The organism is Pseudomonas sp. SORGH_AS_0211, from assembly GCF_031453455.1.
GTDB lineage: Bacteria > Pseudomonadota > Gammaproteobacteria > Pseudomonadales > Pseudomonadaceae > Chryseomonas > Chryseomonas aestiva.
In genome coordinates, this window is record NZ_JAVIZV010000001.1 from 340,664 (window position 1) to 353,159 (window position 12,496).

General features: G+C 68.0%; 9 protein-coding genes and 1 pseudogene. 4 read left to right on the forward strand and 6 right to left on the reverse strand.

The annotated features are described in order from the left end of the window. Window positions 1-21 precede the first annotated feature (21 nt). The 5 genes from QE393_RS01575 to QE393_RS01595 all read right to left on the reverse strand — a co-directional run bounded on the left by QE393_RS01575 (window position 22) and on the right by QE393_RS01595 (window position 4,687). Entirely contained in the window at window positions 22-798 is a 777-nt protein-coding gene (locus tag QE393_RS01575) for an amino acid ABC transporter ATP-binding protein (protein WP_158889395.1), read from the reverse strand. After that, a complete protein-coding gene (locus QE393_RS01580) occupies window positions 795-1,457 on the reverse strand; it encodes an amino acid ABC transporter permease (RefSeq protein ID WP_160924018.1) in 663 nt (220 codons plus the stop codon). The genes QE393_RS01575 and QE393_RS01580 overlap by 4 nt, the downstream gene beginning before the upstream one ends. Window positions 1,458-1,467: 10 nt before the next feature. Continuing rightward, window positions 1,468-2,130 (reverse strand): amino acid ABC transporter permease, encoded by a 663-nt coding sequence (locus tag QE393_RS01585; protein WP_273809943.1) that lies wholly within the window; start codon window positions 2,128-2,130, stop codon window positions 1,468-1,470. 48 nt (window positions 2,131-2,178) lie between these two features. Next, window positions 2,179-2,958, reverse strand: a complete 780-nt coding sequence (locus QE393_RS01590) for a transporter substrate-binding domain-containing protein (protein WP_273810341.1) — start codon at window positions 2,956-2,958, stop codon at window positions 2,179-2,181. A 265-nt stretch (window positions 2,959-3,223) separates the two neighbouring features. Then, window positions 3,224-4,687: an amidohydrolase family protein gene (locus QE393_RS01595; protein WP_273809941.1), complete on the reverse strand. Its 1,464-nt coding sequence runs from the start codon at window positions 4,685-4,687 to the stop codon at window positions 3,224-3,226. Window positions 4,688-4,862: 175 nt separating this feature from the next. Between QE393_RS01595 and QE393_RS01600 the strand changes: the two genes are divergently transcribed. From QE393_RS01600 to QE393_RS01610, 3 genes are all read left to right on the forward strand, one after another. Continuing rightward, entirely contained in the window at window positions 4,863-6,881 is a 2,019-nt protein-coding gene (locus QE393_RS01600) for a methyl-accepting chemotaxis protein (RefSeq protein WP_310041746.1), read from the forward strand. Window positions 6,882-6,977: 96 nt separating this feature from the next. Then, complete coding sequence (locus QE393_RS01605; RefSeq protein ID WP_133862066.1) at window positions 6,978-7,409, forward strand: LexA family transcriptional regulator; 432 nt, start codon at window positions 6,978-6,980, stop codon at window positions 7,407-7,409. Beyond that, window positions 7,402-8,673, forward strand: coding sequence for a Y-family DNA polymerase (locus QE393_RS01610; RefSeq protein WP_310041748.1), 1,272 nt, complete (start codon window positions 7,402-7,404; stop codon window positions 8,671-8,673). Before QE393_RS01605 ends, QE393_RS01610 begins: the two co-directional genes overlap by 8 nt. Before the next feature lie 15 nt (window positions 8,674-8,688). On the opposite strand, the gene cycA is transcribed toward QE393_RS01610, so the two are convergent. After that, window positions 8,689-10,071: a D-serine/D-alanine/glycine transporter gene (gene cycA / locus QE393_RS01615; protein WP_310041750.1), complete on the reverse strand. Its 1,383-nt coding sequence runs from the start codon at window positions 10,069-10,071 to the stop codon at window positions 8,689-8,691. Between the two features lie 734 nt (window positions 10,072-10,805). On the opposite strand from cycA, the pseudogene QE393_RS01620 reads away from it, so the two are divergent. After that, window positions 10,806-12,494: pseudogene (locus QE393_RS01620) on the forward strand (ATP-binding protein); the annotation flags it as partial. Between the last annotated feature and the right edge of the window lie 2 nt (window positions 12,495-12,496).

Sequence of the window (12,496 nt, forward strand, 5' to 3'; positions counted from 1 at the left end):
CTCCTGTTACGGGGGAAGGATTCAGAAAGAGGTCCGGCCGAGGAATTCGGCGAGACGGGTGGAGCGCGGCCGCTCGAACAGCTCGCGGGGCGGACCCTGCTCCTCGATGCGGCCCTGGCTCATGAAGACGATGCGATCGGACACCTCGTAGGCGAATCTCATCTCGTGGGTAACCAGCAGCATGGTCATGCCGTCCTGGGCCAGGTCCTTGATCACCGCCAGCACCTCGCCGACCAGCTCCGGGTCCAGCGCCGAGGTGGGTTCGTCGAACAGCATCAGACTGGGATTCATGGCGATGGCGCGGGCGATGGCCACCCGCTGCTGCTGCCCGCCGGAAAGCTGGCCGGGATGATAATCGCGGCGCTCGATCAGGCCGACTCGGCGCAGCCACTGCTCGCCGATGGCCACGGCTTCGTCCTTGCCCAGCTTCTTGACCTTGCGCAGGCCGAGGGTGACGTTTTCCAGGGCGGTGAGGTGGGGAAACAGATTGAATTGCTGGAAGGCCATGCCGGTGAGCGAGCGCTGGCGGGCGATCTCGCGCTCCGGCAGGCGCTGGCGGCGACCGCCTTCCTCGCGATAGCCGATGGCCTCGCCGGCCAGCCGGATGCTGCCGCCCTGGAAGTCTTCCAGCAGGTTGACGCAGCGCAGCAGGGTGGTCTTGCCCGAGCCGCTGGAGCCGATCAGGGTGACCACGTCACCGCGATCCAGGGACAGGTCGATGCCCTTGAGCACCTCCACGGCGCCAAAGCTCTTGTGCAGGTCGTTGATGCTCAGCAGGGGGACGTTGGAATCGGTCATGGCAGGGTCACCCGTTTTTCCAGATAGCGGCCGAGCCGCTCGATGGCGAAGTTGATGAGAAAGAACAGCAGCCCGGCGAACAGATAGAACTGCAGGGTCATGAACGTGCGGGCGATGACCTGTTGGCTGCTCAGGAGCAACTCGGCCACGCCGATCACCGAGAGTAGGGTGGAGGCCTTGACGATCTCGGTGGAGGCGTTGACCCAGGTCGGCAGGATCTGGCGCAGCGCCTGGGGCAGGAGCACCTCCTTGAGACTCTGGGCGAAGGTCAGGCCGATGGCCTTGGCCGCCTCGTGCTGGCCACGCGGAATGGCCTGCAGGGCGCCGCGGACGATCTCCGCCACATGGGAGCCGCAGAACAGCAGCAGCGCCGCGGTGCCAGCCTGGAAGGGCGTGGGCCGCAGGCCCAGGGCGGGGGCCATGTAGTAGCAGGCCAGCACCAGCACGAACACCGGGGTGCCGCGGATCAGGTCGGAGTAGAGACGGAACGGCAGGCGCAGCGGCCAGCGGCCATAGGTCAGCGCCAGGCCGCCAAGGGTACCGAGCAGGGTGCCGCCCAGCACCGCCAGCACGGAGCACGCCAGGGTGGTGGCGAAACCGGCGGCCAGGGTCTGGCGGGCGTTCCACAACTCCAGGAACCAGGAGGGGGCTTCGTACACGATCGGGCTCCTAGCGGTTAAGGCTCAGCCGTCGCTCCAGCTGGCGCAGCAGCAGGGCGATGACGTAGCAGGTGAGGATGTAGAGGGCGCTGGTCACCAGCCAGGTCTCGATGACCCGGTAGCTTTCCAGGTTGATCTTGCGCGCCTGGTAGGTCAGTTCCGGCACGGCGATGGCCGCCGCCAGGGAGGTGTCCTTGAACAGCGAGATGAAGCTGTTGGAAAGCGACGGCAGCACGTTGCGCAGCATCACCGGAATGATGACGTAGGCCTTGATCTGCCATTCGCGCAGGCCAATGGCCAGGCCGGCCTCGCGCTGGCCCTTGGGAATGGCCATGAGGCCGCCGCGAAACACCTCGGCCAGGTAGGCGCCGGCATAGAGCGCCAGGGTGATCAGAAAGGAGCTGAGCTTGTCCAGGCGGATGCCGATGCTGGGCAGGGCGAAGTACAGCAGGAGGATCAGTACCAGGATCGGGGTGTTGCGCACCAGGGTGACGTAGCCCGCCGCCAGCCAGCGCAGCGCCCGCACCGGCGAGAGCAGGGCGAAGGCCGTGGCCAGGCCGATCAGGCAGCCGATGGCGATGCCCACCAGCGCCAGCTGCAGGCCGAGGGCGAGCCCGGCCAGCAGGTGGTCCAGGTTCTGCCACACGGGGGCGAAGTTGAGGGTGTAGTTCATGCTCGACGTCTACCTAGAGGGCGCGGACAGGCCGCGCCGGGGCCAGGATCACTTGAACTCGACGGGGAAGCCGATCGCCGGGGATGGCAGCTCGACGCCGAACCACTTCTTGAAGGAGGCCTGGTAGGTGGGGAATTCCACGCCGGTCATGGCCTCGTGCAGGGCGGTGTTGACGAAGTTCAGCCAGTCCTGGTCGCCGCGCTTGACCGCGCAGGCGTAGGTCTGGGGGCTCCAGGCGTAGTCGGGCGAGCGATAGCGACCGGGATTCTGGGTCATCAGGTACTTGACCGAGGACTGGTCGGTGGCCACGGCGTCGGCGCGGCCGGTGCCCAGGGCCTGGTAGAGCAGGTCGACGCTGTCGTACTGGTCGACCTTGGCGCCGGGCAAGGCCTGGTGCACCAGTTCCTCGGCATAGACGTTCTGCAGCACGGCCACGGTCAGGTCGCCCTTGGCCGCCTTGAGGTCATCGATCTGCTGGTAGCGGCTGTTGGCCGGCAGGAGCAGGGCCACGCCCTCGCGGTAGTAGGGCAGGGTGAAGGCCACCTGCTGGGCGCGGCTGGCGGTCACGGTGATGAACTGGCAGCTGATGTCGACCTTGTCGGTGAGCAGGTTGGGGATGCGCGCATCCGAGCCCTGGACCACGAACTCGACCTTTTCCGGATCGTTGAACAGGCCCTTGGCGATGACCTTGGAGATATCGATATCGAAGCCGTGCAACTTGCCGTCGGCGCCCTGGAAGTGCCAGGGGGCGTTGGTGCTGCCGGTACCCACGACCAGATGGCCGCGCTTGAGTACGTCATCCAGCTTGGCCGCCTGGGCGCCGGTCATGGCGACCAGGCCGACCAGCAGCGCCAGCGTTTTCCACCCCTTCGTCTTGCCTGTCATAGCGTCTCTCCGTTTCCGTTGTAGCGGAATTATGTTCATAACAACGGAATCGATTGCAGTGACTGTGCCAGCTATTCGCCCGGCGTTGCAAATCAACGGCTTGGCTCGAGCGACGGGCAGCGGAGGGTGCTCCCGGTGCGCCAGGGGGCACCGGGAGGTGGCGGAAGGTAACGGCGGTGCACCAGGGCGAGGCGTTACCTGGTAGCGCTTAGCAGGGGCGCGGGAAGCCGTGCCGCAGATCGCCGGCGCGTGGCAGGAAGCGGCCATGGCGTTCGCCAATGGCCTGGTCCGGGGCATAGGCCAGGCGGCCATTCACCCAGACGGCGTGGATGCCTTCGGCCGGCCGTTGCGGGTCGCTGAAATCGGCCACGTCGCGGATGCGCCGGGGATCGAACAGCACCAGGTCGGCCTGGGCGCCCGGCTCGATCAGGCCGCGGCCGCTGAGGCCGAAGCGGGCGGCGGACAGGCCGGTCATCTTGTGCACGGCGGTGTGCAGCGGAAAGAGGCCGAGGTCACGACTGAAATGACCCAGCACCCGCGGGAAAGCGCCCCAGAGCCGCGGATGGGGAAAGGGATCCTCGGGCAGGCCGTCGGAACCGATCATGCTCAGCGGATGGGCGAGAATCAGCCGCACATCGGCCTCGCTCATGCCGTAGTAGACGGCACCCGCCGGTTGCAGGCGGCGGGCGGTTTCCTGCAGATCCAGACCCCAGTCGGCGGCGATGGCGGCCAGGTCGCGGCCGCCGCAGTCGGGATGCGGGGTGGACCAGGTGATGGTGATGCGGTGGCGATCGGTGACCTGCCTGAGGTCCAGGGTGGAGGAACTGGCCGCATAGGGATAGCAGTCGCAGCCGACCGGCTGACGATGGGCGGCCCGCTCCAGGGCGCCGAGCAATTCCGGTGCGCGGCCCCAGTTGTCCACCCCGGCGCACTTGAAGTGCGAGACCACCACCGGTGCCCGTGCCTGCCGACCGATGTCCAGGGCTTCGTCCAGGGCCTCGTGCACCGCGGCGAATTCGCTGCGCAGGTGGGTGGCATAGAGTCCGCCCACGGCGTCCAGCTCCGCGGCCAGTTCGGCCACTTCTGAGGTCGGCGCCGCCGCGGCGGAGGCATAGGCCAGCCCGCTGGAGAGCCCCAGGGCGCCAGCCGCCAGGCTGTCGCGCAATTCGAGGCGCATGGCGGCGATTTCGGCCGGAGTGGCGGCACGCTGGAGATCGTCCAGGTGGTTGCTGCGCAACGCCGTGTGGCCGACCAGGGCGGCCACGTTGACGCCGGGCCGCGCCTGCTCCACCGCCGCGCGGTAGGCGGCGAAGGTGGGATAGCCGAAGGCCGCTGCCGGGCCGAGCAGATTCAGCGGATCCGGCGGCTCGCCACGCAGCCGCACCGGGGCGGCGCTGATGCCGCAGTTGCCGACCACCACGGTGGTGACCCCCTGGCTGAGCTTGGGCAGTTGCTGCGGCCGGCGGATGACCATGGTGTCGTCGTGGGTATGGACATCGATGAAGCCGGGGGCCAGTACCAGGCCGCTGCCGTCGCGGACCTCCCGTGCCGGTTGGCCGGCCAGCTCGCCCAGCGCCTGGATGCGCTCGCCGGCAATCGCCACGTCGAGTACCCGGCCCGGACGGTCGCGACCATCCAGCACAAGGGCATTGAGAATCACTACATCATGCATGCTAGAGCCATCCTGCAACCGTTGAGGAGCGCCTTTTGACCGTCGGGTGGCAAAGCGCCATATAAGCGAAGCGGCAGGCCGATAGCGAGAGAACTGTTACAGAAAACTCTGTCTATTACGTCACAAATTGGGCGGTACAGCCCGAGTGACCCTTCCTGCCGCCCGTGAGCTCGCCATGAATCTGTTGACCCCAGTCGTAAGTCTAATGAATCGTCTGAGATTCCCCGCCAAATTCGCCTGTCTGGCGGCCATCGTCCTGGTGCCCCTGGTGTTTCTCAGTGTCTACCTCTATCAGGATATCCAGGAACAGCGGATCGGCCTGGTCCAGGAAATCGACGGTCAGCGCTATCTGACGCAACTGACCCCGGTCGCCCGCCTGAGCATGTTGCAGCGCGCCCTGACCAAGCGGCTCCAGGATGGCGATGCCTCCGCTCAGCAGGATTGGCAGAACAACCGCGACAACCTGCTCAAGGCCTATGACGATCTGGGCCGGCTGGATCGCGAACTCGGCACCCAGCTGGAAACCGGGGATCGCCTGAGCCAGCTGCGGCGGGGCGCCGAGCGCCTGATGCAGGGAGCCACGGGCACCCCGCTGGAGGTGTTCGAGGCCTGGAACGAGCAACTGACCCAGACCCTGAACCTCTTCTATTACGTCTCGGCCACCTCCGGCCTGGCGCTGGACTCGGATTACACCAGCCTCTTTCTCATCGACATCACCTCCGTGCGCCTGCCGCGAGAGATCAACCTCATCGGGCAACTGCGCGGCCTGGCCACCGGTCTGAGCGCCACCAACAGATTCGATCCGGCCAGTCTTAACCTGGCGCGCAGCGTGGTGAACCAGGAACGGCAGAGCGCCGACGAACTGGAGCAGGGCCTCAGACTCCTGGCGCGTCAGGCGCCGGAACTGGCCCAGCGGCTCAAGGGCTCCCTGGCCCAGGCGGCGGACGACTATGCCAACTTCCGCCAGGGCATGCAGGCGGCCATGACCAACGAGGGTACGGTCTCCGGGCGCGCCCTGGGTACCCAGGGCAATGCCGTGGTCGCCCGCTATTACAAGGTGCAGGAAGAGGCGCAGGGCCAGCTCTCCCAGTTGCTGGCCGAGCGACTGGTCCATGCGACCACGCTGCGTAATCTGGTAGTGGGCCTGATCCTGGGTGCCCTGCTGCTGCTGATCTACACCTTCGCCGGTATCTACCAGGCGCTGCGCCAGGGGATCGCCGAACTGGTCGGGGTGACCGCCGCCGCTGCCCAGGGCGATCTGAGTCGCCGCGCCGCCCTGCGCGGACGTGACGAGATCGCCGACATCGGCCGTAGCCTGGACGCGATGCTGGAGGCCTTCGGTCGTTCGCTGCGGGAGGTCGATCAGGCCTCCAACGCGGTGGCTGAGGCCTCGGGATCTCTGGCTGGCTCCATTGGCCAGGCGCGTTCGACCATGCAGACGCAACAGGGCGAAACCGACCAGGTGGCCACCGCCATCACCGAGATGACCGCCAGCGTGGCGGACGTCGCCAACAACACCGAAGGTGCCGTGGCCGCCGCCCAGCAGGCCGATCAGGCCACCCGGGAAGGCACCCGGGTGATGCAGCAGACGCAACAGGCCATCGAGGCCCTGGCCGCCGAGGTGGACCTCAGCGCCACCAAGGTCGCGGCCCTGGAAAGCCACAGCCAGGCCATCGGCGGGGTCATCGCGGTAATCCGTACCATCGCCGAGCAGACCAACCTGCTGGCGCTCAACGCCGCCATCGAGGCCGCCCGGGCCGGCGAGCAGGGCCGTGGCTTCGCCGTGGTGGCCGACGAGGTCCGCACCCTGGCCTCGCGCACCCAGACCTCCACCGAGGAAATCCGCCGCATCATCGAGCAGTTGCAGGCCGCCACCGGCGAGGCCGTCGGGCAGATGCAGGCCAGTCGCGGCCATGCCCTGACCGGCGTCGCGGCGGCCGAGCAGGCCAGCGTCAGCCTGACCAGCATCGGCGCCGCCGTGGAGCGCATCGTCGACGTCAACGTGCAGATCGCCAGCGCCGCGGAACAGCAGGCCGCGGTCTCCGAGGACATCAACCGCAACACCACCGGCATCCGCGCCAGCACCCTGCAGGTCCTGGGCGGGATCGAAGCCGATGCCGGCACCGCCGAGCGTCTCGCCGGTCTCTCCCAGGACCTGCGCGGCATCGTTTCGCGCTTTCGCCTCAGCGCCTGAGGGCGCCGCTCATCGGCGAGGGTTAGGTCGGACTTTACAACACGGCAGCTGCGGATAACTGTATAAATAGACAGTTATCCGCAGGAGCGCCTTGTCATGTCCGTTACCGTCCTGGGTTGCCTGGAGTCGTCCGAGACCCGGCTGCCGCTCTATGATTTTCGCCTGCCGTGCGGCTTTCCCTCGCCGGCCCAGGATCATCTGGAGCGCCAGGTCTCGCTGGACGAACTGGTCGACCTGCGCGCGCCCCACACCTATGTCATCCAGGTCAGTGGCGACAGCATGACCGGCGCCGGGATCTTTGCCGGCGATCTGGTGATCGTCGATCGCGCCAGGCCGGCACGGGTCGGCGACATCGTGGTGGCGGTACGCGATCGCGAACCCACCCTCAAGCGCCTCGGCCGGCGCGGTGCCCATTTCGTCCTGCTGGCGGAAAATCCGGCCTATGCGCCCCTGGTCATCGGCGAGCGCGATGACTTCGAGGTCTGGGGCGTCGCCACCCACAGCCTGCGGCGCTTCGGCCATGGTTGAGTCGGTGCTGGCGCTGATCGACTGCAACGCCTTCTATTGCAGTTGCGAGCGGGTCTTCCGTCCCGATCTCGCGCAGCGGCCGGTGGTGGTGCTGTCGAACAACGACGGCTGCGTGATCGCCCGCTCGCCCGAGGCCAAGCGCCTGGGCATCGCCATGGCGGCGCCCTGGTTCCAGGTGCGCGAACTGGCCCGGCGCGGCGAGGTCGAGGCCTTCAGTTCCAACTACGCCCTCTATGGCGATCTCAGCGATCGGGTGATGCGCACCCTGGCGACCCTGGTGCCGCGCCTGGAGCGCTACAGCATCGACGAGGTGTTCGCCGATCTGGCCGGCCTGCCCGAACCCCTGGATGCCCTCGGCCAGCGTCTGCAGGCGCGGGTGCAGAAGTGGACGGGTATCCCGGTCAGCGTCGGCATCGCCGGCACCAAGACCCTGGCCAAGCTGGCCAATGCCGCCGCCAAGCGCTGGCCGGCGCGCACCGGCGGGGTGCTGGATCTGCGCGACCCGGCAGTGCACGACTGGGTGCTCAGGCATTCGCCCATCGAAGACGTCTGGGGGGTCGGCCGGCGCCTGGCCGCGCGCCTGCGCGGGGAGGGCGTCAGCACCGCCTGGGAATTGGCCGGGCAGGACGCCTGGTCGCTGCGCCAGCGCTATAGCGTGGTGCTGGAAAAGACCGCACGGGAATTGCGCGGACTGGCCTGCCTGAGCCTGGAGGAACTGGAAGCGCCAAGGCAGACGATCTGCAGCAGTCGCATGTTCGGTCGCCGCCAGTATGAGTTCGGCGCCCTGGCCGAGGCGGTGGCCAGCTACACCGCCCGCGCCGCGGAAAAGCTGCGCGCCCAGGGCTCGCTCTGTCGCACCCTGAGGGTCAGTATCCAGACCGGCATGCACGGCGCCGACGACGGCCGCTACGCCAATGCCGCCCTGCTCAACCTGCCGGCGCCCAGCGACGACACCCGGGTGCTCAACGACCAGGCCCAGGCGGGCCTGCGCGAGATCTTTCGCGACGGCTTCGGCTATGCCAAGGCCGAGGTGCTGCTGCTCGATCTCTGCGGCCGTGGCGAGGTGGCGGCGGATCTCTTCGCCGCCGCCCCGGATCCGGCCGCTGCGCGGCTGATGGCGACCCTGGACGCCATCAACGGCCGGTTCGGTCGCGAGACCCTGAGACCGGCACGGATTCCGCGCGATCCCGCCTGGCAGATGCGCCGCGACCTGCTCAGCCCGCGCTACACCACCCGGCGCGATGAACTCTGGACGGTGGGCTGAGCGCCCAGCGCCGGTCTAGCCGGCGCGTACCACCCGCCGCCCGCGCCACCAGTAGCCCACGCCCAGCAGCAGGAACCACAGCGGACTGGCCAGCAGCGCCTGGCGGGTGTCGTCCTGCAGGGTCAGCAGGACCAGCACCGCGGCGAAGAAGGCCAGCACCCCGTAGCACACCCAGCGTCCGCCGGGCAGGCGAAAGGCCGAGGCGGCATGGCGCTCCGGACGGTTGCGGCGATAGGCCAGCCAGGCCAGCAGGATCAGCGACCAGACGAACATGAACAGCACCGCGGCCAGGGTGGTGACCAGGGTGAAGGCGGTGACCAGGTTGGGGATCAGGTAGATCAGCACCGTACCCAGCAGCAGGCACAGGCAGGACAGCACCAGCCCGCGCGCCGGCACCGCCGCCCGCGAAAGGCGGGTGAGGCCGCGTGGCGCATGACCTTCGCGGGCCAGGCCATAGAGCATCCGGCTGGTGGAGAAGATGCCGCTGTTGGCCGAGGAGGTGGCCGAGGTCAGCACCACGAAATTGATCAGGCTGGCGGCCATGGGCACGCCGGCCAGCACGAAGAGTTCGACGAAGGGACTCTTGTCCGGCACCACCTGGCGCCAGGGCGTCACCGCCATGATCACCACCAGCGCCAGCACATAGAACACCAGGATGCGCAGCGGAATGGAATTGATCGCCCTTGGCAGGTTGCGTCGCGGATCGGCGGTTTCGGCGGCGGTGGTACCCACCAGTTCGATGCCGACGAAGGCGAAGACGGCGATCTGGAAACCGGCGAAGAAACCGCCCAGTCCCATGGGAAAGACGCCGCCGTCGTTCCACAGATTGGCCAGGCTGGCGACGTTGCCCGAGGGCGACTGGAAGCCCCAGAGCACCAGGCCGAAGCCGGTGACGATCAGCGCGCAGATGGCGACGATCTTGATCAGCGCGAACCAGAATTCCAGTTCGCCGAACAGCCGCACGGTGACCAGGTTGAGCCCCAGCAGGAGCAGTACGCAGAGCAGCGCCGGGATCCAGGGGGCGAGGCCTGGAAGCCAGAACTGGGCATAGGCGGCGATGGCGATGACATCGGCGATGGCGGTGACGATCCAGCAGAACCAGTAGGTCCAGCCGCAGAAGAAGCCGGCCCAGGGGCCGAGCAGATCGGTGCAGAAGTCGATGAAGGACTTGTAGTCCAGGTCCGACAGCAGCAGTTCGCCCAGGGCGCGCATGACAAAGAACAGGGCGCTGCCGATGATCAGATAGACCAGCAGGATCGAGGGGCCGGCCAGGGCGATGGTCTTGCCCGAGCCCATGAACAGGCCGGTGCCGATGGCGCCGCCGATGGCGATCAGTTGCAGATGGCGATTGGACAGGCTGCGTTGCAGCCCCTCGGGCGGGGTGGAAGACGCGGACATGACGAGCGGATACCTGACAGCGACAGCGGGGGCCACACGGTAAGAGATGCACGGCGGACGTGCCAGTCGTTTCACCGGGACAGCATGCCGCAGGGCCGGCCTGCCACTGATGGGGGCGGCGGCGCCGTCGGTCACCTGGAACTCTGGCAGGCAGGCTCGTACCTGCCTATCATGGCCATCCGGGCTCCTGCAGCGGACCCGGACGGCCACGAGATCCCTCAGTGCCTCTGCCAGTGAGTCGTCCCTTGTCCTATCTCGAAAGTTTCGCCTGGGAAACCACGCCACTGGGCGCGCGCGCCAGCTGGCCCGTGGCCCTCCGGACTACCTACGACCTGCTGATGGCGTCCCCCTTCGCCATGTGCGCCACCTGGGGCGCGGAGCAGACGCTGATCTACAACCAGGCTTACGCCCCCTTTCTCGGCGCGCGACATCCTGCCGCATTGGGGCAGCCGATCGATAAGGTCTGGGCGGAACTGTGGGACGAGATCGCGCCGCTGATCGAGCGGACGCTGTCCGGCGAGGCACTGCACTTCGTCGACAAGCACTTCGTGATGACCCGCAACGGCTATCCCGAGGACACCTACTGGAGCTTTTCCTACAGCCCGCTGCGTGACGGTGAGGCCATCGTCGGCATGCTCAACATAACCACCGAGACCACTGCCGGCGTCCAGGCCCACCACCAGCGCGATGTGGCCGAGGCCGCCCTGCGCCGGCACAACTTGACCCTCGAACAGGAACTCTCGGCGCGTATCGACGAGCGCGACAGCGCGCGCGCCGCGGAGAGCAGCGTGCTGGCCGCCGCCGAGCGTGTACAACTGGCCCTCGCCGCCGGTGCCATCATCGGCACTTGGTACTGGGACCTGCCCACCGACAGATTCACCGTCGACGAGGCCTTCGCCATGAACTTCGGCCTCGACCCGGCGCTGGGCCGCGATGGCCTGAGCCTGGCGCAGGTGGTGGCCACCGTCCACCCGGACGACCAGGCCGGCCTGGCCGCGGCCATCGCCGACGTCATCGCGCGCGGTGGGCGCTATGCCCACCAGTACCGGGTCCGCCGCAGCGACGGCCGCTACTACTGGCTGGAGGCCAACGGCCACGTCGAACTGGCGCCGGACGGTACCCCGCTGCGCTTCCCCGGCGTGCTGCTGGACGTGGATGCCCGGCGTGCCCTGGCCGACGAGCGCGACCGTGCCCTGGCGGAGTTGCGCGACCTGACCGCCACCCTGGAGCAGCGCGTCGAAGAGCGCACCGAGGAACTGCGCCGCTCGGAAGAAGCCCTGCGCCAGTCGCAGAAGATGGAAGCGGTCGGCCAGCTCACCGGCGGCCTGGCCCATGATTTCAACAACCTGCTCGCGGGGATCTCCGGCAGCCTCGACCTCATGAGTCTGCGCATCGGCCAGGGGCGCTTCACCGAGCTGGAAAAATACCTGTTGGCCGCCCAGGGCAGCGCCAAGCGCGCCGCGGCCCTGACCCACCGGCTGCTGGCCTTCGCCCGCCGCCAGACCTTGGCCCCGGAGGCCACGGTGGTCAACCAGCTGGTGGGCGGCATGCTCGACCTGGTGCAGCGCACCGTGGGGCCGGCCATCCAGGTGCACTTCACCAGTCTGCCGGACGACCAGCCCTTGCTGGTGGACCAGTCCCAGCTGGAAAACGCCCTGCTCAATCTGTGCATCAACGCGCGCGACGCCATGCCCAAGGGCGGGCGTATCCTCATCGCCGCCAGTCATCGCACCCTCGGCGAAGGGGACAGCCGCGATTTCGAACTGGCCCCCGGGCGCTATCTGCACCTGAGCGTGACCGATACCGGCAGCGGCATGCCGCCGGAGGTCGCCGCCAAGGCCTTCGAACCCTTCTTCACCACCAAGCCGATGGGGCAGGGCACGGGCCTTGGGCTGTCGATGATCTATGGCTTCGCCCGCCAGTCGGGCGGCCAGCTGCGGCTGCGCTCGATGCCAGGCGAAGGCACTACGGTCTGCCTTTACCTGCCCCTGCGACCGGTGGGGCGACCATGCGGCTTGCCTCTGGCAGCGGGCCAGCCCGGTCTGCTGGAAGGTGCCCATGCCACGGTGCTGGTGGTCGACGACGAACCCACGGTGCGCATGCTGGTGACCGATCTGCTGCGCGAACTGGGCTACGTCATCATCGAGGCCGCCGACGGCGCCGGCGGCCTGGAAGTGCTGCACTCCGATGCCCGTATCGATCTGCTGGTCACCGACGTCGGCCTGCCCGGCGGCATGAACGGTCGCCAGCTGGCCGACGCCGCCCGGGTCCAGCGTCCGGCACTCAAGGTGCTGTTCATCACCGGCTTCGCCGAAACCTCGCTGCTCAGCGACGGCCACCTGGAGCCCGGCATGGCGATCCTCACCAAGCCCTTCGCGGTGGAGGCCCTGGCGCAGCGGGTGAGGAGCCTGGTAGCGGGGTAGGT

Coding starts and splice junctions, on each gene's coding strand:
- QE393_RS01610 (WP_310041748.1), top strand. CDS start 7,402: ATGGTTGAGTCGGTGCTGGCGCTGATCGACTGCAACGCCTTCTATTGC.
- QE393_RS01605 (WP_133862066.1), top strand. CDS start 6,978: ATGTCCGTTACCGTCCTGGGTTGCCTGGAGTCGTCCGAGACCCGGCTG.
- QE393_RS01595 (WP_273809941.1), bottom strand. CDS start 4,687: ATGCATGATGTAGTGATTCTCAATGCCCTTGTGCTGGATGGTCGCGAC.
- QE393_RS01590 (WP_273810341.1), bottom strand. CDS start 2,958: ATGACCGGCGCCCAGGCGGCCAAGCTGGATGACGTACTCAAGCGCGGC.
- QE393_RS01585 (WP_273809943.1), bottom strand. CDS start 2,130: ATGAACTACACCCTCAACTTCGCCCCCGTGTGGCAGAACCTGGACCAC.
- QE393_RS01575 (WP_158889395.1), bottom strand. CDS start 798: ATGACCGATTCCAACGTCCCCCTGCTGAGCATCAACGACCTGCACAAG.
- cycA (WP_310041750.1), bottom strand. CDS start 10,071: ATGTCCGCGTCTTCCACCCCGCCCGAGGGGCTGCAACGCAGCCTGTCC.
- QE393_RS01600 (WP_310041746.1), top strand. CDS start 4,863: ATGAATCTGTTGACCCCAGTCGTAAGTCTAATGAATCGTCTGAGATTC.